Origin of the sequence: Pseudomonas protegens CHA0, from assembly GCF_000397205.1 — a bacterium.
Lineage (GTDB): Bacteria > Pseudomonadota > Gammaproteobacteria > Pseudomonadales > Pseudomonadaceae > Aquipseudomonas > Aquipseudomonas protegens.
This window is the reverse complement of record NC_021237.1, coordinates 4,233,871-4,252,031: the sequence shown is the minus strand read 5'-3', so window position 1 is coordinate 4,252,031 and position 18,161 is coordinate 4,233,871. Positions and strand designations below refer to the sequence as shown.

General features: G+C 67.2%; 15 protein-coding genes. 10 read left to right on the top strand and 5 right to left on the bottom strand.

Going from position 1 to position 18,161, the window contains the following annotated elements:
* The first annotated feature begins 108 nt into the window (after positions 1–108).
* Positions 109–648, top strand: coding sequence for a molybdenum cofactor biosynthesis protein B (gene moaB / locus PFLCHA0_RS18770; RefSeq protein WP_015636134.1), 540 nt, complete (start codon positions 109–111; stop codon positions 646–648).
* Positions 645–1,850, top strand: coding sequence for a molybdopterin molybdotransferase MoeA (locus tag PFLCHA0_RS18765; protein WP_015636133.1), 1,206 nt, complete (start codon positions 645–647; stop codon positions 1,848–1,850). The genes moaB and PFLCHA0_RS18765 overlap by 4 nt, the downstream gene beginning before the upstream one ends.
* Here PFLCHA0_RS18765 and PFLCHA0_RS18760 read toward each other — a convergent pair.
* The 4 genes from PFLCHA0_RS18760 to PFLCHA0_RS18745 all read right to left on the bottom strand — a co-directional run bounded on the left by PFLCHA0_RS18760 (position 1,847) and on the right by PFLCHA0_RS18745 (position 6,768).
* Positions 1,847–2,890, bottom strand: coding sequence for an FUSC family protein (locus PFLCHA0_RS18760; RefSeq protein ID WP_011061994.1), 1,044 nt, complete (start codon positions 2,888–2,890; stop codon positions 1,847–1,849). The genes PFLCHA0_RS18765 and PFLCHA0_RS18760 overlap by 4 nt on opposite strands.
* Positions 2,891–2,997: 107 nt before the next feature.
* Positions 2,998–4,623: an NADP-dependent glyceraldehyde-3-phosphate dehydrogenase gene (locus PFLCHA0_RS18755; protein WP_011061993.1), complete on the bottom strand. Its 1,626-nt coding sequence runs from the start codon at positions 4,621–4,623 to the stop codon at positions 2,998–3,000.
* 183 nt (positions 4,624–4,806) lie between these two features.
* On the bottom strand, positions 4,807–5,844 hold the full coding sequence (locus tag PFLCHA0_RS18750) for an AraC family transcriptional regulator (RefSeq protein WP_011061992.1): 1,038 nt from the start codon (positions 5,842–5,844) through the stop codon (positions 4,807–4,809).
* A gap of 9 nt (positions 5,845–5,853) precedes the next feature.
* Positions 5,854–6,768 carry a GGDEF domain-containing protein gene (locus PFLCHA0_RS18745; protein WP_015636132.1) on the bottom strand — a complete coding sequence of 305 codons (915 nt, stop codon included), beginning with the start codon at positions 6,766–6,768 and terminating at the stop codon, positions 5,854–5,856.
* 455 nt (positions 6,769–7,223) lie between these two features.
* Between PFLCHA0_RS18745 and PFLCHA0_RS18740 the strand changes: the two genes are divergently transcribed.
* The 8 genes from PFLCHA0_RS18740 to PFLCHA0_RS18705 all read left to right on the top strand — a co-directional run bounded on the left by PFLCHA0_RS18740 (position 7,224) and on the right by PFLCHA0_RS18705 (position 17,083).
* Positions 7,224–9,746, top strand: a complete 2,523-nt coding sequence (locus PFLCHA0_RS18740; protein ID WP_015636131.1) for a TonB-dependent receptor — start codon at positions 7,224–7,226, stop codon at positions 9,744–9,746.
* A 39-nt stretch (positions 9,747–9,785) separates the two neighbouring features.
* Positions 9,786–11,708, top strand: a complete 1,923-nt coding sequence (locus PFLCHA0_RS18735; RefSeq protein WP_015636130.1) for a phytase — start codon at positions 9,786–9,788, stop codon at positions 11,706–11,708.
* A gap of 81 nt (positions 11,709–11,789) precedes the next feature.
* Complete coding sequence (gene tolQ / locus PFLCHA0_RS18730; RefSeq protein ID WP_015636129.1) at positions 11,790–12,500, top strand: protein TolQ; 711 nt, start codon at positions 11,790–11,792, stop codon at positions 12,498–12,500.
* A gap of 16 nt (positions 12,501–12,516) precedes the next feature.
* Positions 12,517–12,963 (top strand): protein TolR, encoded by a 447-nt coding sequence (gene tolR, locus PFLCHA0_RS18725; protein ID WP_015636128.1) that lies wholly within the window; start codon positions 12,517–12,519, stop codon positions 12,961–12,963.
* Positions 12,960–13,772, top strand: coding sequence for an energy transducer TonB (locus PFLCHA0_RS18720; protein WP_015636127.1), 813 nt, complete (start codon positions 12,960–12,962; stop codon positions 13,770–13,772). The genes tolR and PFLCHA0_RS18720 overlap by 4 nt, the downstream gene beginning before the upstream one ends.
* 197 nt (positions 13,773–13,969) lie before the next feature.
* A complete protein-coding gene (locus tag PFLCHA0_RS18715) occupies positions 13,970–14,377 on the top strand; it encodes a c-type cytochrome (RefSeq protein WP_015636126.1) in 408 nt (135 codons plus the stop codon).
* 86 nt (positions 14,378–14,463) lie between these two features.
* A complete protein-coding gene (locus PFLCHA0_RS18710) occupies positions 14,464–15,792 on the top strand; it encodes a D-arabinono-1,4-lactone oxidase (RefSeq protein WP_172621769.1) in 1,329 nt (442 codons plus the stop codon).
* Between the two features lie 85 nt (positions 15,793–15,877).
* The gene (locus PFLCHA0_RS18705) at positions 15,878–17,083 is read left to right on the top strand and encodes a DSD1 family PLP-dependent enzyme (RefSeq protein ID WP_172621768.1); all 1,206 of its coding nucleotides are present in this window, start codon (positions 15,878–15,880) and stop codon (positions 17,081–17,083) included.
* A gap of 67 nt (positions 17,084–17,150) precedes the next feature.
* Here PFLCHA0_RS18705 and PFLCHA0_RS18700 read toward each other — a convergent pair whose 3' ends face one another.
* Positions 17,151–18,095: a SphA family protein gene (locus PFLCHA0_RS18700; RefSeq protein WP_041752362.1), complete on the bottom strand. Its 945-nt coding sequence runs from the start codon at positions 18,093–18,095 to the stop codon at positions 17,151–17,153.
* Between the last annotated feature and the right edge of the window lie 66 nt (positions 18,096–18,161).

The window sequence follows — 18,161 nt, the reverse complement described above, 5'->3', positions numbered from 1 at the left end:
GGATGATAGAGCGCATCGATAATCCGGTCAGCCAGAACGATTAGACAGCCGCGTCGGCGGGCCTTTAGCCTGGGTTCATGATTTTTAGCCTGCCGGTCGGAGAATGACATGAGCGTGAAGTCGGATGCGTTGTTTGTACCCTTGAACATGGCCGTGCTGACGGTCAGCGATACCCGGGAATATGCCACTGACACCTCCGGGCAACTGCTGGTCAGCCGCCTGCTGGAGGCCGGCCACAGCCTGGCCGAGCGCAACCTGCTCAAGGATGACCTGTACAAGATCCGCGCCCAGGTGGCGGCCTGGATCGCCGACGAGCGCATCCAGGTGGTGCTGATCACCGGTGGCACCGGCTTTACCGGCCGCGACAGCACCCCGGAAGCCGTGGGCTGCCTGCTGGACAAGCACATCGACGGTTTCGGCGAGCTGTTTCGCGCCATCTCGATTCTCGATATCGGCACCTCCACGGTGCAGAGCCGGGCCCTGGCCGGGCTGGCCAATGGCACCCTGGTGTGCTGCCTGCCGGGCTCCACCGGGGCCTGCCGCACCGCCTGGGAAGGCATCCTCGCCGAGCAGCTGGATGCCCGCCACCGGCCATGCAATTTCGTGCCGCACCTCAAGCCGGTGCAGGCCTGCGAGAGCCGGGGATGAGCCAGAACCCACTGATGCCGGTGGAAGAGGCACTGGCCAGCCTGCTGGCCATGGCCGACGCCCAGCGCCTGCCGGAGAGCGAAACCCTGGCCGTGGATCAGGCCCGGCAACGGGTGCTGGCCACCGACCTGGTGGCGACCCTGGACCTGCCGCCCTGGCCCAACAGTGCCATGGACGGCTACGCCCTGAACCTGCAGCACTGGGACGGTGCACCGTTGCCGGTAGCGCAGACCGTGTTCGCCGGGCAGCCCGGTGCGCCCCTGCAACCGGGCAGCTGTGCGCGGATCTTCACCGGCGCCCCGGTGCCCGAAGGTGCCGACTGCGTCGAGATGCAAGAGAACGTCGAGCTGCTGGAAGACGGCCGGGTGCGTTTTACCCAGGCCCTGAAAACGGGGCAGAACATTCGCCCCCAGGGCCAGGAGAACCGCGCCGGCGAGGTGTTGCTGCAGGCCGGCAAGCGCCTCGGCCCCTTCGAACTGGCGGTGGCCGCCGCCCAGGGCTGCACCGAGTTGCAGGTGGTGCGCCGCCCGCGCGTGGCGCTGCTGTCCACCGGCGATGAATTGCTGGAGCCGGGCACGCCCATGCGCCCCGGCTGCATCTACAACAGCAACCGTACCCTGCTCAGGCACTGGCTGGACGCCCTGGGCTGCGAGGTGATCGACGCCGGGATCCTGCCCGACCGGCCGCAGCACACCCGCCTCAGGCTGGAGCGGTTGCAGCATGGCGCGGACCTGATCCTGACCACCGGCGGCGTTTCCGCCGGGGATGCCGACTGCCTCGGGCAGGTGCTCAGGGACAGTGGCCGGCCGCTGTTCTGGAAACTCGCCATCAAGCCCGGCAAGCCCCTGACCGTGGGTTACTTCGGCCAGGTGCCGGTGATCGGCCTGCCGGGCAACCCGGCCTCGGCACTGGTGACCTTCGGCCTGTTGGCCCGGGCCTACCTGCTGCGGCTGCAGGGGGTACAGGAGGTGGCGCCGCTGAGCGTCGAGGTGCCTGTGGCCTTCGCTTGGCCCAAGGCCGGCAAGCGCCGCGAGTACCTGCGAGCGCGCTTGGAGAACGGCCGCGCCGTGCTTTATCCGAACCAGAGTTCCGGGGTGTTGCTGGGGGCTTCCTGGGCCGATGGCCTGGTGGAAATCGTCGAGGGCCGGACCTTGCAGGCAGGGGATCGGGCGCCCTTCATTCCTTTCAGCGAGCTGTTCTAGATCTTCCAGTGCCGGGCGCTCTTGGCCAGGCGCTGGTGCATCTCGCCGAGGGTCGCGGCCAGTTGCCGGGTCAGCAGCCGGTAACCATCCAGGGCCGAATACACCGGGGCCTCCAGAGCGTTTTCGGGGTGGCCTTCCACGGATTTCTCCAGGCGCTGGGTGACCCCCGATTGCAGGGCCCGGGCCATGCCGATCAGTTGCACGCGGATCTGCCGGTGCTCGGCCTTGAGCGCCAGTTGCATCTGCGCCATGGCCTGCGGGTCGCTGGCATCGGGGCGGGTGTTGCCGAGGATCTCCAGGGTGCTGATGCACATGCGCAGGTTGCGCTGGATGGCGTCCAGCTCGGTCATGGAAATCCGTACTTCCTTGGACACCGAAGGCATCAGCGAACGCAGTTGCAGCATGGCGCTGTTGACCCGGCCCAGGAGCTTGAGGTGCTCGTCGTCGGTCACCGACTGGCCCTTGATGATCCGCCCGTACAACTGCGCGCAGTCGCGCAGGGCGCTGGCCAGGTTGTAGCGCCAGGAGTACACCGCATACAGCGGAATGGCGAAGGAAAACGCCAGGGCCAGGGCAATGCCGATGAGGATGTCCACCGCCCGCCACAGGCCGTCGCTGACCTGGTTGTCACCGTGGCCGGCGACGATGAACACGGTGATCGCCGCCAGCAGCGCGGTGTAGCCGCCCTTGCCGATGGCGTGATAGGAAAAGTAGCCGCACACCACCGACATGCCCAGGTAGGTCAGCCAGGGGTGGCCGAAGTAGGCCTGCTGCACCACCAGCACCAGCCCGACCCCGGCGCCCACCAGGGTGCCGATGGCCCGTTCCGCGGCCTTCTTGCCGATGTTGCCGTGGTGCTGCAGGCCGCCGATCACCACCAGCATGGTCACCGAGGCCCATTCGCCGTGGGGCAGGTTGAGGCCGGTGGTCAGGAGGATGGTGGCGATCAGGCCGAGGGCGACCCGCACCGCGTGGATCAGCCGGGCGTGACGGTAGCGCCGGTACGGGTCGAGCACGGGACGCAACAGGCGGCGCAGCAAAGGTGGCAGGGTGATGCCCCGCAGGTGTTTGAACGGGCCCAGATCGGTTCCTCCGGTTGGCGGCAGGGGCCGGGCGTTCGCGCCAGGGCGAACGCTCGGGGGCTCCCTCAGAAAATGTAGTCGGTGGTCAGGAAACTCGACTCGCGATTACGGATGATGTCGCTGATCAATTGCTTGTTGCGCTCCTGGAACTTGGTCGCCACCAGGGTGCGGATCGAGAAGGTGCGCAGTGCGTCATGTACCGACAGCGTACCCTCGGCGGAGTTCTTGCGGCCGTTGAAGGGGAAGGTATCCGGGCCGCGCTGGCACTGGGCGTTGATATTGATCCGCCCGACCTGGTTGGCAAAGGCGTCCACCAGCCGGCCGATTTCGGCCGGGTCGCTGCCGAACAGGCTCAGTTGCTGGCCGAAGTCCGATTCCAGGACATAGTCGATCACGGTGTCCAGGTCGCGGTAGGGCACGATGGGCACCACCGGGCCGAACTGCTCCTCGTGGTAGACGCGCATCTGCGGGGTCACCGGGTACAGCACCGCCGGGTAGAAGAACGAAGCCCGGGCCTCGCCGCCGTGGGCGTTCACCACCTTGGCGCCGTGGGCCTGGGCGTCGGCCACCAGGGCGTGCAGGTAGTCGACCTTGGTGTTCTCCGGCAGCGGCGTCAGGGCCACCCCCGGTTCCCAGGGCATGCCCGGCTTGAGGCCTTGCAGCTTGGCGTTGAACTGCTCGATGAAGCGTTCCACCACGGCTTCGTGGACGAACAGGATCTTCAGCGCGGTGCAGCGCTGGCCGTTGAACGACAGGGAGCCGGTGAGGGCTTCGCTGACCGCGTTGTCCAGGTCGGCATCGGGCAGCACGATCCCCGGGTTCTTCGCGTCCAGGCCCAGGGCCGCGCGCAGGCGGTGGGGCTTGGGGTGGAGTTTCTTCAGGTCGCTGGCGGCCTTGTTGGTGCCGATGAAGGCAAAGATGTCGATCTTGCCGCTGGCCATCAGCGCGCTGACGGTCTCGCGGCCGCTGCCGTAGATGACGTTGATCACCCCGGCCGGGAAGCTGTCGCGGAAGGCTTCGAGCAGCGGGCGGATCAGCAGCACGCCGAGCTTGGCTGGCTTGAACACTACGGTGTTGCCCATGATCAGCGCCGGGATCAGGGTGGTGAAGGTCTCGTTCAGCGGGTAGTTGTAGGGGCCCATGCACAGGGCCACGCCCAGGGGCACGCGGCGGATCTGGCCGAGGGTGTCCTGCTCCAGTTCGAAGCGGCTGGAGCGCCGGTCCAGTTCCTTGAGCGCGCCGATGGTGTCGACGATGTAGTCGCAGGTACGGTCGAACTCCTTCTCCGAGTCCTTGAGGTTCTTGCCGATTTCCCACATCAGCAACTTGACCACCGCCGTGCGCTGTTCGCGCATGCGCGCCAGGAAGGCTTCCACGTGCTGGATGCGCTCGGCCACGCGCATCGTTGGCCAGGCGCCCTGGCCGCGATCGTAGGCGCGCACCGCGGCGTCCAGGGCGGTGAGGGCGGTGTCGGCGTCCAGCAGCGGGGTGCTGCCGAGAATCACCTGGGTATCGCCGTCGGCGCCGCTCAGGTAGATCGGGCTGCGGACCTGGGCCAGGGGGCCGTTCCAGGTGCGCAGTTCACCGTCCACCAGGTAGTCGCGCTGCTCCACCGGGTCGGGCAGGCGAAAGGCTTCGGGGATGTCGGCGGCGGCAGGAAACAGGTGGCTCAATAGATTGGCTGTGGTCATGACTCTACCCCGTGTTGGAAATGGCTCCGGCGCGGTGACAGCGACGGCATCGCTCCATGGTTTATACGCCTTAATGGCCCGGCGCTTTAGCGGTTTTTCCACCGGGCGCCCGAGCGCGACGGCCCGCGGCGCCCCTGTGCGGGCCCGCGGCGCGTCAGCGGTCGTGGTTCGAGATTAAACGTTTCAGCCGCTGCCCAGCAACTGCCGGATCAAGCTCGGGGTGCTGCCGGTCCAGCGCTTGAATGACCGGCGGAAGTTGGCCGGGTCATTGAAGTTCAGGTACTCGGCCACCGCCTCGTTGCTCCAGCCCTTGATCTGGTACAGGTACAGCGCCACGTGCTTGTGCACCCGGTCCACCTGTTGCTGGTAGCCGCTGTGGTGCTTGCTCAGCTTGCGCTTGAGGGTGGCCGGGCTCATGGCGAAATCCTGGGCCGCCTGCTCCAGGCTCGGGGTGTGGCGTACCTGGGTTTTCAGGTAGCGGTACAGGGTGTCGAGGAAACTGCTGGCAAACCCCAGTTGGCGCAGGTGCTCGCCGGCCTCCAGGCGCGCCACCTGGCCGGCGGTGGCCGAGGCCCCGGGCCAGGGCCGGGTCAGGTATTGCCGGGGGATGCGCATCAGGTCCAGGGGCCGCTGGAACTGGGTCTGTTCCCCCAGGTGCACCCAGTACTGCTCGACGTAGCGCGGCTCGCTGTGGCTGAAGCTGCATTCCCAGGGCAGGCGCTGGCCGGCCAGCCACTGACTCATGGCCACCAGTGAAGTCATGCTGGCTTCCAGGAGGAACCGCCAGTGCTCGCCGGCGCCGCAGCTGTCCAGCCAGTAGCAGTAGGCGTGATGCTCGTCCAGCACCAGGCGCGGGCTGGCCAGGGGGCTGAGCAGCGCCTGCTGCTGCACCAGGGCGTCCAGGGCCTGGTGCAGGTTCTGCGCATGGCGCAGGGCATGGCTGGCGGCGCCGTAGTGCCCGGGCAGCAGGCGCTGGCCAAACAGGAAACTGCTGTCGTCGGCATCCAGCAGGCGCCGGCCGTTGCCGATCAGCGCCAGGAACTGCTGCGGGCTGAGGCGGGTCTGGCCGGCCAGGATGTCCTCGTGGAACAGCCCGGTGCCGCGCAGCAGGCGGTGGCTGTCGATGTCCCGGGACAGCGCCAGGTCGATCAGCGCTGCCGGTTGATAGTGCCCGGGGATAAACCGCGTATCGGCTTCGTACCAACTGGTCTTCACGGTCATGACGGCGCCTCAGGCGGTTTTTGCCAGGGGCTGCTTGGCCCGGGCCAGGGCCAGGTTGAGGCGCTTGAGCAGCCCCTCCGGGGTTTCCTCCAGGGCCATCACTACCGCAGTGCTGGCCGCCAGGTGCAGGCGCTCGCCGTGTTGCCGGGTCTTGTGTGCCAGGCCCTGCACCGCCTGTTGCAGCTCCAGGGCCAGCAGCCGTGCCTGGCTTTCCCCGGTGTTGGGCAGCAGCACCACGAAGCGGTCGCCGGCCAGCCGGCACAGCAGGTCCTGGCGCCGCAGGTTGAGCAGCAGCACATGGCTCAGGGCCTGCAGCACCGCATCGCCTTCGGCATGGCCGTAGTCTTGGTTGATCGCGGCGAAGTGGTCCAGGTCCAGGGCCAGCAGCGACAGCGGCTGCTGCTGGCGGCGGCTGTCTTGCAGGCTGCTGGCCAGCTCGCGCTTGAGGTAGTCGGCGCCGGCCAGGGGGGTGAGCTTGTCGAACTGGCGATGCTCGCGAAACAGTCGCTCCTTCTTTTCCATCTGCGCGCTGATGGCCAGCTGTTCGCGGTGCCAGTGGTAGATGCCGATGGTCAGCAGGATCATGCCGATGGGCATCGGCCCGGACTCCAGCCAGTGGTCCCAGGTGATGCTGTCGGGCAGGCGGATGAACTCGTCGAGGCTGTCGATCCACCAGGAAAAGAAAATGCAGCTCAGGCCCAGGGCCAGGTAGTTGGTGACCCGCCCGGCGGGGCGGCTCTTGAGCACCAGCCCGAGCCAGACCAGGGCCAGGAGCGCCGAGCCGCCTTCGCCGATGATGTCCAGCCACTGCCACTCGCTGACCGATTTCAGGCTGCCGCAGGCCAGGTGCAACAGCAGCCCGGCATTGGCCGCCAGCAACAGCACGGCGAGTTTCCAGCGGTGGGGTTTGAGCACGGAGAACATGGCCGCGATCCTTTTTGCCAGGAGTGAGAGGGCGCCAGCACAGCAGATGTTTGTGACAGTGGGGTGACGCCGGGGAAACCCGGCGTGAGGTCGAATCAGCTCACGGCGAATGCGTTTTTTTTCGGCCCGCAGGAGCCGGCTTGCCGGCGAAGGGGCCCGCAAGACCTGCGCCTGGCGGGGAATGGCGTTCGCGGGCAAGCCCGCTCCTACGGGGCGGTGGGTGCACCACGGAACTGCAGGAGCCGGCTTGCCGGCGAAGAGGCCCGCAAGACCTGCGCCTGGCGGGGGATAGGGGTCAATTCAGCTCATTTGCCGGGGCGAAAGCCGGGCAATGGGGCGTTTTGGCCCGTTGCCGCCCAGGCCTGTCACAGAACCGTCATTCGCCGACCCTAGCGTGCCCTCCCAGTTGCCGGGCCTCTTGCCCGGCGTTAGCGGACTCTTGGGGGAGGACCAACATGTACAAGCGCAGCAGTCCCGGGCTTGTCAGCTTTACCTTGACCGCGCTGGCCATGGCCATCGCCAGTGAACGCTTGAGCGCTGCGGAACCTGCGGCCACCGAGCATGTGGAAGTGGTGGGCCAGGCCGCCAGCATCGACCAGGCGCTCAAGGAGCAGCGGCGCTCGGACAGCATCGAAAGCGTGGTGCACGCCGACGGCGTGGCCCAATTGCCGGACCAGAACGTCGCCGAGGCGGCGCAGCGCCTGCCGGGCATCAGCATCGAGCGCGACCAGGGCGAAGGGCGCTTTGTCAGCGTCCGCGGCCTGGGCCCGGACCTCAACAGCGTGACCATCAACGGCACCCTGGTGCCCTCGCCGGAAAGCGCCCGCCGGGCCGTGGCCCTGGATGTACTGCCCTCGGAACTGGTGCAGTCGCTGTCAGTGATCAAGACCCTGACCCCGGACATGGACGCCAACTCCCTGGGTGGCACCGTGGATGTGAAAAGCCTCTCGGCCTTCGACCACAAGGGCCTGTTCTACACCGGCAGCAGTGAGGCCAGCTACGACCAGAACACGCGCCAGACCAGCCCGAAATTCTCCGGCGCGGCGAGCAACCGCTTCAGCCTCGGCGACGGCGTCGACAACTTCGGCGTGGCCGCGGCCCTGAGCTGGCAGAAGCGCGATTTCGGCTCCGACAACGTCGAGACCGGTGGCGCCTGGGACTTCGAACAAGGCGCCAAGCTGCAGGAGTTCGAGCAGCGCGACTACGCCATCAGCCGCGAGCGCGCCGGTGGCGGCCTGAACTTCGACTACAAGCCCGACGACAGCAGCAGCTACTACCTGCGCACCCTGTACAGCCGCTACAAGGACAGCGAGACCCGCAACTCCACCAGCATCGAGTTCGCCGATCCCCTGGCGGCCGGCGAGCGCGGTGATGCCGAAGCCTCGCGCAAGCTCAAGCAGCGCGAGGAAACCCAGGAGATCCAGTCCTACGTGTTCGGCGGCGAGCGCCAGCTGGGCCTGTGGACCCTCAGCGGCCAGACCGGCTACAGCCGTTCCAGCGAAGACAGCCCGGCGCATATCGCCGGGGCCACCTTCAAGGGCAACAGCGATTTTTCCGACAGCGGCTTCTACGACAACGGCAAGCCGCGCCCGGTGATCGGCGCCGGTTTCTATGACCCGGCCAACTTCACCCTGGACAAGGTCGACTGGGAAAAGCAGAACACCACCGACACCGAGAAGAACCTGCGCCTGGACCTGGCCCGGGACTATGACCTGAGTGGCTACGCCGCGCAGTTCAAGTTCGGCGGCAAAGTCAGCCGGCGCAACAAGGACAACGACCTGGAAGCCTGGGTCTACAAGGACTTCGACACCCTGGGCTTTACCGACCAGCAGCTCAACCTCGGGCAGTTCCAGAAGGGCAATGTGGACTATTCCCTCGGCCGCTTCGGCCCGGGCATCAGTGGCGGCGCCATCAAGCAACTGATCGGCGGCCTGAATCAGGCGGCCTTCTACGACGAGGAAGAATCCCGGGTCAACGACTTCAAGATTCGCGAAGACATCAACGCCGGCTACTTCATGAACACCCTGGACATCGACGACTGGCGCTTCATCGCCGGCCTGCGCTACGAGGGTACCGAGTTCGAGGCCAAGGGCACCGGGGTCACCGACGGCGCCTTCACCGCCACCGACACCCAACGCCGCTACCAGCACTGGCTGCCGGGGCTGCACGCACGCTACCAGCTGGACAAGAACACCCAGGTCCGCGCGGCCTGGACCAAGAGCGTGGTGCGCCCGACCTTCGGCCAACTGGCCCCGGGCTTTGTCATCGACGGCGACGAGGCGACCTTCGGCAACCCCGACCTCAAGCCCCTGGAGTCGAGCAACCTGGACCTGGGCATCGAGCACTACATGGGCCGCGCCGGCAGCGTCTCGGCCTTCGTGTTCTACAAGGACATCCAGAACTTTGTCTACAACACCGACCTGGCCGGCACCGGCGCCTGGAGCGGGTTCTCCGAGGCGCACACTTTCGCCAACGGCGACAGCGCCAAGCTGTACGGCCTGGAACTGGCCTATTCGCAGAAATTCGACTGGCTGCCGGCGCCGTGGAACGGCCTGCTGCTGGGCGCCAACAGCACCTTCAGCCGCTCCAGTGCGAGCATCGAGGGCTTCGACCAGAAGGCCGGGGTCAACCGCAAGCGCGACATCGACCTGCCCAACCAGTCGGACACCGTGGGCAACCTGATGCTCGGTTGGGAAGACGACAAGCTCAGCCTGCGCCTGTCGGCCAACTACAAATCGGCCTACCTCTATGAGCTGGCCTCCATCAGCGACAAGGCCCACGACCTGCATGTGGATGCCCAGACCTTCGTCGATTTCAGTGCCAAGTACTCCCTGACCAAGAACCTGCAACTGAGCTTCGAGGCGCAGAACCTCACCGACCAGCCGTACTTCGTCTACACCGGCAACCGCTCCTACAACGCCCAGTACGAGGAATACGGCCCGACCTACAAGCTCGGCCTGACCTTCACCCATTTCTAAGTAGCGGGCCCTTGCCCGACCGCACACCCAAGGATTGTGATGAGCACTGTATCGACCGCAAGAAACCGCCTGCTGGCCCTGTGCATTGGCTTGACCTGTGGCGCCGCCCTGGCTGCCCCCAGCGTGCCCGGCCTGAACCTCAAGCCCTGGGCCGAGCAGACCCCGGGCGTTACCGGCCTGGGTTTCGTGCCCGCCGGCACAGGCGCCGACCGGCTGCTGGCCAGCGAGCGCGAAGGCCTGTTGTTGGTGGACGAACAGGGCCGCCAGCTGGCCCGCTTCAAGGGCTCGTTCAACGGCCTGGACAGCCGCGCCGCCGGTGGGCAACTGCTGGTGGCCAGCCTCGACAACCAGCGCCAGCAGGCACTGCTGGTGAGCCTCGACCCGGCCAGCCGCACCTGGGGCCAGCCGTTGTACCTGCCCACTCGGGACTACCCGGTCAACGGCCTGTGCCTGTACCGCGACGAGGCCAGCAACCTGTTCCTGTTCCTGGTGGGCGAGGAGGGCAAGGGCGAGCAGTGGCTGGTGGGCCACGGCGCGCAACTGAGCGCCGAGCCGCAGCGGGTACGTGGCCTGCCCCTGCCGCCGGAGGCCAAGTTCTGCCAGGTGGACGATGCCGCCCAGCAACTGCTGGTCAATGAACAGAATGTCGGCTGGTGGGCCTACCCGGCCCATGCCGAAGCCGACACCGCGCGCCAGCCGGTGGCCCTGCGCGCGCCCTTTGGCGACATCAGGAAAAGCGCCGGGGCCATGGCCCGGGTGCCGGGCGGGGTGCTGGGCCTGGACCCGAAGGCCGCGCAACTGCATCTCTATCAGCAGCAGGAAAAAGGCTGGGTGGCCCAGGCCACGTTGCCCCTGGCCGGCCTCAAGGAACCGGAAAACATCGCCCTGCGCGCCAGCGACAAAGGCCTGCAGGTCTTGCTGCGCGATGACGAGGACGGGCGCCTGTACCAGGGCCAGTTGAACTGGCAGGCCACCCCGGTGGCCCTGCCGCCGGTATTGCCCACCGTACAGGCGGCGGCACAGAGCGAGCCGGTGGGGCGCCAGGGCGATGCCGCCGATGACCCGGCGATCTGGGTCCACCCGCAGCAGCCCTCCCTGAGCCGGGTGCTGGGCACCAACAAGAAGCAGGGCCTGCTGGCCTACGACCTGCAGGGCAAGCTGTTGCAGGAGCTGGCAGTGGGGCGCCTGAACAACGTCGACGTGCGGCCCAACTTCCAGCTCGGCGAGCGCCGTGTGGACCTGGCCGTGGCCAGTAACCGCGACCGCAACAGCCTCAGCCTGTTCGCCATCGACCGCGCCAGCGGCGAACTGAGCGAGGCCGGGGAGGTGCCCACGCCGCTAAAGGAAATCTACGGCATCTGCCTGTTCCAGCCGGCCAGTGGCGAGATCTACGCCATTGCCAACGACAAGGACGGCACCTTCGTCCAGTACCGCCTGAGCGCCCCCGGCGGTACCGCCCAGGGCGAGCTGGTGCGCCGGTTCAAGGTGGCCAGCCAGCCCGAGGGCTGTGTCGCCGATGACCAGCGCCAGCGCCTGTTCCTCGGTGAAGAGGACGTTGGCGTGTGGGCGGTGGATGCCCGGCCCGAGCAGCCGGCGACCCTGCACAGCGTGATCAAGGTCGGCGGCCTGTTGCAGGCCGATGTCGAGGGCCTGGCCCTGTACCAGAGCAACGCCCGCGACTACCTGGTGATTTCCAGCCAGGGCAACGACAGCTACCTGGTGCTGGATGCCGAACCGCCGTTCGCTTCCCATGGCGCCTTCCGGGTCAGCCTCAACGCCCGCGCGGGGATCGACGGCGCCTCGGAAACCGATGGCCTGGAAGTCACCTCGGCCAACCTCGGCGGGCCCTGGAGCCAGGGCCTGCTGGTGGTCCAGGACGGGCGCAAGCGCATGCCCGAGCAGACCCAGAACTTCAAGTTCGTGCCCTGGGCCGAGGTCACCCAGGCCCTGAAGCTGCCCTGAGCCGGCGGTCATCACCTTGTCATTTGAATGTCATCGAATAGCCCCGCCAGCCCAGGCGGGCACCCGAGAAGGAGTTCCACCATGCAGGCCACACTCGAACACATGAGCATCTGGGGGCTGATCAGCGATGCCAGCCTGTTGGTCAAGGCGGTGATGCTGACCTTGCTCCTGGCGTCCTTGCTCAGCTGGTACCTGATCATCCAGCGTGGCGCCGTGCTGCGCGGTCGTGAGCTGCGCTTCCAGGCTTTCATCCAGCGTTTTCGCGCCGCCCCCGAGCTGCTGCCGTTGTACCGCGAAGTGGCCAAGGGCAGCGACGCCGAAGGCGGCGTGGAGCCGATCTTTGCCGCCGGCTACCAGGAGTTCAGCCACCTGCGCGGCCAGCCCGGCGGTGCCGGAGAAGGGGTGCTGGAGGGTGTGGAACGGGCCTTGTACGTGGCCATCAGCGAGCAGGAAACCCGCCTGGAAAAGGGCCTGCAGTTTCTCGCCACTGTGGGTTCGGTAAGCCCCTATATCGGCCTGTTCGGCACCGTGTGGGGGATCATGAATTCCTTCCTCGGCCTGTCCCAGGTGCAGCAGGCGACCCTTTCCACCGTGGCCCCGGGCATTGCCGAGGCGCTGATCGCCACCGCCATCGGCCTGTTCGCGGCCATTCCCGCGGTGATTGCCTACAACCGCTTTTCGGCCCGCAGCCAGACCCTGCTGACCCGCTACTACGCCTTTGGCAATGAACTGCAAGTACGCCTGCATCGCACCTTGCAGGGCGCCCCGAGCCACCTGGCCGTGGCCGCCTGAGAGAAGGAGCAAGCCGATGTTGACCCGGCCGCAACGCAAGCACGGACCCAAGGCGGAAATGAACGTGGTGCCCTACATCGACGTGATGCTGGTGCTGCTGGTGATCTTCATGGTCACCGCGCCGATGCTCACCCAGGGGGTGAAGATCGAATTGCCCAAGGTCGCCAGCGAAGCCCTGGCCATCGACAGCCGCCAGCAGATCCTCACCCTGTCGGTGCAGGCCGGTGGCGGCTACTACTGGAACCTGGGCGGTGAACTGGACACCCGGAACCAGACCGACAGCGCTGTGGACCTTGAGCAGATGCGCGCCAAGGTGGCCCAGGTGATTGCCCGGCGCGGCGACACCCAGGTGTATATCCGCGCCGACCAGGACGCCGCCTATGCCAGCGTGGTGGCGGCCATGGCCGCGTTGCAGCAGGGCGGGGTACACAACCTGGGGCTGGTGACCGAGGCCCCGCAATGACGGCGATGATCATGCACAACCCCACCGCGATGCCCCTGCGGCCCGAGGCGTCCGGCTTCTGGCGCAACAGCCTGGCGGCCAGCCTGGCCTTGGCCCTGCACGCCGGAGTGCTGGTGGCGCTGGTGCTGGGCTGGTCGGTGGACAAGCCGCAGGTCGAGACGCCGCCGGTACTGACCACCCAACTGGTGATGCTGGCGCCGCCTGCCGCCCCCGCGGAACCGCTGCCGGCGGTGGCCGAGGTGGCGCCACAGCCACCGTCAACGCCACCGCCCGCGGCTGCGCCGGAGCCGGCCAGGCCCCGGGTTGACCCCCAGGTACAGGCGCAGAAGCTGGAGCAGGCGGCCCTGGCGCGCAAGCGTGTGGAAGACAAGAAACGTGAGCAGGTGCAGGAGCAGCAGCGCGAGCGCCTGGAGGCCGAGCAGCGCCAGCGCGATACCGAGCAACGTGTGGCCCAGGAACAAGCGCAGGCCCAGCGTGCCGAACAGTCGCGGCTGGCTGCCGAGCGCACGCGCCAGCAGGCGGCCCAGGCTGCGGCCGACAGTCGCCAGTACCAGCCCCTGAGCAAGGAGGCCCCGGACTACCCGCAACGGGCCCTGGACAAGAACCTGGAAGGCGACTGCACCGTGGAATACAGCGTCAACCCCCAGGGGCGGGTGGAGAACCCCAAGGTCATCGACGGTTGCCACCCCCTGTTCATGCGCCCGTCCCTGGCAGCGGTGGCGACCTTCCGTTACCAGCCGCGGCTGATCGATGGCCAGGCGGTAACGGTGCCGGCGGTGCGCAACACCTTCCACTACCGGATCAAGTAAGGCGCGGGGCAGGCATGGGCCCGTTGCCATGCAGGCAGCCTCTGGCTGACCGTGCGCGCCCTGGCTGGCCGAGCCTGTCCCCTTGGCTGGCCGCCAATGCCCTCAACCCCGGGGCGCGGGTGTCTTAGTGTGGCCGGGTGTGGTCCGCCGCTGTCGCCGGGGCGGGCCCCTTGCCCTGGCCGCACTGAGGACCGCCGATGCCCACTGTCCCCCCCGCCTGTTCGCGCCCGTTGCGGCGCCACTCTTGGCTACCGATTCGTAGCGCCCTGGGCCTGGCCCTGGGGCTGCTGCTGAGCGCCTGCGGCGAGGCTGAACCGCCTGCTGCCGTGCGCCTCGACGCCGCCCGCCAGAGCCCGGCCGACCCGGCCCTGGCCCAGGTCTACACCAGCAGCTGCCAGCTGTGCCATGCCAACCCGGCCTCCGGCGCGCCCCTGGCCGGCGATGCCAAGGCCTGGGCGCCGCGCCTGGCCCAGGGCGCCGACACCCTGCTGGACCACAGCATCAACGGCTACCAGGGCATGCCGCCCATGGGCCAGTGCATGCAGTGCAGCGAAGAGCAGTTCCTGGCCCTGATCAGCTTCATGTCCGGCCATTCATTCCAATAAAAAGCACAGGTTCCCCCTTCATGGTCATGCACCTTTCCCGACGCCGGCTGCTGCAAGGGGCCGGCGCCCTCGGCGCGTTCAGCGCGCTGTGCAGCAACCCGCTGCTGGCCGAACTGGCCCGCGCCCCGCGGCTGATTCCATGGCGCAACTGGTCCGGCGCGCAAAGCTGCCTGCCCCAGGCGCGGCTGGCGCCCAAGGACCTGGATGAACTGCGCCAGGTGGTCCGCCAGGCCCCGGGCAAGATCCGCCCGGTGGGTGCCGGGCACTCCTTCAGCGCCCTGGTGCCCACCGACGGCACCTTGCTGTCCCTGGCCTATTTCAACGGCCTGCTGGACCACGACCCCAAGACCCTGCAAGCCGAATTCGCCGCCGGCACGCCCATGTCGCTGATGGGCCCGGCGCTCAAGGAGGTGGGGCAGGCGCTGTGGAACATGGCGGATATCGACTACCAGACCCTGGCCGGGGCGATTGCCACTTCCACCCACGGCACCGGGGTCGGCTTCGGTTCCTATTCGTCCCGGGTCTGCGGGCTGCAACTGGTGACCGCCAGCGGCGAAGTGCTGGACTGCGACCCCCGGCGCAACGCCGAGGTGTTCCACGTCGCCCGGGTGTCCCTCGGCGCGCTGGGGGTGGCGACCCGGGTGCGCCTGCAGAACCGCGAGGCCTATCGCCTGCGGGAAAAACAGTGGATCGGCAAGACCGAGGAACTGCTGGAGGACATGGACAACCTGACCCGCGACAACCAGCACTGGGAAATGCTCGTGGTCACCCACTCCGACTACGCCCTGGCGGTAGCCCTGAACGAAACCACGGAGCCGCCGACCCCACCCACCGATCCGGCCGAGGAGGGCGGCAACGAGTTCGTCAACCTGATCGAAAACCTCGACAAGTACGTCAGCGACTTCCCCGAGACCCGCCGCCACCTGCTCAACAGCCTGCGCTGGCTGGCGCGCTTCGATGAGCGGGTGGGGGATTCCTACCAGATCTACGCCAACGTGCGCAGCGTACGCTTCAACGAAATGGAGTACTCGGTGCCGGCGCACCTGGGGCCGGCGTGCCTGCGGGAAATCCTCGCGCTGATCCGCGACAAGGACCTGCGCACCTGGTTTCCCATCGAGTACCGCTACGTCAAGGCCGACGACATTCCCCTGAGCATGTTCGAAGGTCGCGACAGCTGTTCGATCTCGGTGCACCAGCACTACAGCATGGACCACCACAACTTCTTCGCCGCCGTGGAGCCGATCTTCTGGAAGTACCAGGGGCGCCCGCACTGGGGCAAGCACCACAGCCTCAACGCCCGCACCCTGCAGGGGCTGTACCCGCAATGGGCAGCCTTCGCCAGGGTGCGCCAGGCACTGGACCCGCAAGGCAAATTCATCAACGCCCACCTGGCCTCTGTGCTGGGTGTGGCGTGAACAGGAGATGCGCACAATGAACCGTCGTCATTTCATGGCCGGCACCCTGGGGGCCGGAGTCTTGCTGGCCGGTGTCGGCGCCTGGCTGCGGCCCGGCGACCGGGGCCTGCCCTACAGCCCGTACTTCGCCGAGCTCAATCGCGAGCTCAAGGCCCACGGGCCGATGCAACCGGTGATGCTGATCGACCTGGATCGCCTGGACCACAACATCGATGTGGTCATGCAGTCGGTGCAGCGCGGTGGCAAGCACCTGCGCCTGGTGGAAAAATCCCTGCCATCGCCCGGGCTCCTGGCCTACATCGCCCAGCGCGCCGGTACCCGGCGCCTGATGTCCTTCCACCAGCCGTTTCTCAACCACGACGCCGAGGTATTTGCCGACGCCGATATCCTCCTCGGTAAACCCCTGCCGATCCGCGCCGTCGAGCTGTTCTACCAGCAGCTCAAGGGGCCGTTCGACCCGCGCCGGCAACTGCAATGGCTGCTCGATACCCCCGAACGCCTGCAGCAGTACCTAGCGCTGGCCCAGGGCCTGGGCACGCGGATGCGCATCAACATCGAACTGGATGTGGGACTGCACCGTGGCGGCGTGGCGGACCATGCCGTGCTCGGGCAGATGCTGGCGCTGATCAGCGCCCACCCCCGGCACCTGGAGTTTGCCGGGTTCATGGGCTACGACCCCTTTGTCGACATGGGCGTGCCGGGGATTCTCGGGTCGCCGCAAAGCCTGTTCGATAAGGTCATGCAGCGCTACAACGGCTTTGCCGATTTCACCCGTCAGCAGTACCCGGCGCTATGGCAGGCCGAGCTGACCCTGAACACCGCCGGCAGCCCCAGCTATCGTCGGCACGAGCAGGAAAGCCTGAGCACCGAAGTATCGGTGGGCACCGCACTGCTCAAGCCCAGCCACTACGACCTGGCGTCCCTGGAGCAGCACGTGCCGGCCGCCTTTATCGCCACCCCGGTGCTCAAGAGTACCGGGCCGGTGCGGATCCCGGCCCTGGACGACAAGTCGCGGCTGTTCTCCTGGTGGGACCGCAACCAGCACCAGACCTTCTTCATCTATGGCGGCCACTGGCTGGCGGATTTCGAATCGCCGGCGGGTCTGCAGAGCAACGAGCTGTTCGGTCGCAGCTCCAACCAGGAGATGGTCAACGGCTCCCGCGCCGTGGGCTTGCAGGTGGACGACCAGGTCTTCCTGCGCCCGCAGCAGAGCGAAGCGGTACTGCTGCAGTTTGGCGACCTGCTGGCCCTGCGCGGCGGGCGCATCGTCGAACGCTGGCCGGTGTACTGATCCCACGTATAGCCCTTGCCTGGCGATCTCCCGCCGAGCCCGCAGCAGCTTCAGGCTGCCGCGGGTTTCACAGGGCAAAGGGAATGGTCAGCTTGGCCCAGAGCATGTCGCCCTCGGGGCGGTTTTCCACGTCGAACTCCTTGGCCCAGCGGATCTCGGCGCTGGCGTACCTGAGAAAGCGCAGGTGCAGCGCCGGGCCGATGGCGAACACTTGCCCGCGTACCCCGTCACTCACGTCCTCGCCCATGAAGGTCACGGTCTTGCCGTTCTGTTTGTCGTCGGTGGTCTGCTTCAGGTAGTAGCCGTTGAGCCCCAGGCTCAGGTCGTCGGTCAGGCGGTAGCTGGCCGAATAGTCGAAGTGCAAGATCTGCCCGGAACGGTAGTGGGTGGCGTGGTTTTCCTGGTTGAAGCTGTAGGTGCTCTTGAACGACAGCTCGGTGCGTTCGCTGGGCAGCCAGGTCATGGAGAACAGCGGCTTGTAGGTGGTGAAGTTGTTGCTGGTGTTGGCCAGCCGATCGGCATCGTACTGCCCGGTGGGCAGGGTCACTTCCAAGGCCGCGCCCAGGGTCAGGTCGGGGCCCATGTCCCACAGGATGATCGGCGCGAAGGTGGTATCGCCCATGCTTTCGCGGCGGTCGCTCTGGCCGTACAGCGACACCTGCTGGCGCAGGTAGGGCTGGGCCACGTAGCCCCCCAGGCGCCCGCCCAGGACCCGCAGCGGGCTCAGGTAGTCCAGGCGCGGGATGATCGCGTCGGAGGTGATCCTGACCTCCTGGACCTTGCCGCCAAAGGAGCTGATGTCGAGCTTCCTGGCCTGGTAATGGTTGTAGTAGAGGTTGAAGGCGAACATGTGCTCCGGGAGCTGGTCGGGGCTCAGGGGCAGCACGTAGAAGCCGTCCGTGCCGGGGCCGATATTGTCGACCCCGGATTCGGTGGCCTGGGCATTCAGGTTGGCGCAGGCGGCCAGGGCCACGCCCAGGTGCAGGGAGCGAGTGAGGCGGGTCGGGTGCATGGTTGGGCTCATTCTTATTGTTAGTGGGGGCGCGGCGGCAGGCACGCCGCCCGCCCCATAGAAATA

Bases quoted from the DNA above. Each gene is read 5' to 3' on its own strand.
- PFLCHA0_RS18745 (WP_015636132.1), bottom strand. From the start codon at position 6,768: ATGTTCTCCGTGCTCAAACCCCACCGCTGGAAACTCGCCGTGCTGTTG.
- tolQ (WP_015636129.1), top strand. From the start codon at position 11,790: ATGCAGGCCACACTCGAACACATGAGCATCTGGGGGCTGATCAGCGAT.
- PFLCHA0_RS18715 (WP_015636126.1), top strand. From the start codon at position 13,970: ATGCCCACTGTCCCCCCCGCCTGTTCGCGCCCGTTGCGGCGCCACTCT.
- PFLCHA0_RS18740 (WP_015636131.1), top strand. From the start codon at position 7,224: ATGTACAAGCGCAGCAGTCCCGGGCTTGTCAGCTTTACCTTGACCGCG.
- PFLCHA0_RS18765 (WP_015636133.1), top strand. From the start codon at position 645: ATGAGCCAGAACCCACTGATGCCGGTGGAAGAGGCACTGGCCAGCCTG.
- PFLCHA0_RS18720 (WP_015636127.1), top strand. From the start codon at position 12,960: ATGACGGCGATGATCATGCACAACCCCACCGCGATGCCCCTGCGGCCC.
- PFLCHA0_RS18700 (WP_041752362.1), bottom strand. From the start codon at position 18,095: ATGCACCCGACCCGCCTCACTCGCTCCCTGCACCTGGGCGTGGCCCTG.
- PFLCHA0_RS18750 (WP_011061992.1), bottom strand. From the start codon at position 5,844: ATGACCGTGAAGACCAGTTGGTACGAAGCCGATACGCGGTTTATCCCC.
- moaB (WP_015636134.1), top strand. From the start codon at position 109: ATGAGCGTGAAGTCGGATGCGTTGTTTGTACCCTTGAACATGGCCGTG.
- PFLCHA0_RS18735 (WP_015636130.1), top strand. From the start codon at position 9,786: ATGAGCACTGTATCGACCGCAAGAAACCGCCTGCTGGCCCTGTGCATT.
- tolR (WP_015636128.1), top strand. From the start codon at position 12,517: ATGTTGACCCGGCCGCAACGCAAGCACGGACCCAAGGCGGAAATGAAC.
- PFLCHA0_RS18755 (WP_011061993.1), bottom strand. From the start codon at position 4,623: ATGACCACAGCCAATCTATTGAGCCACCTGTTTCCTGCCGCCGCCGAC.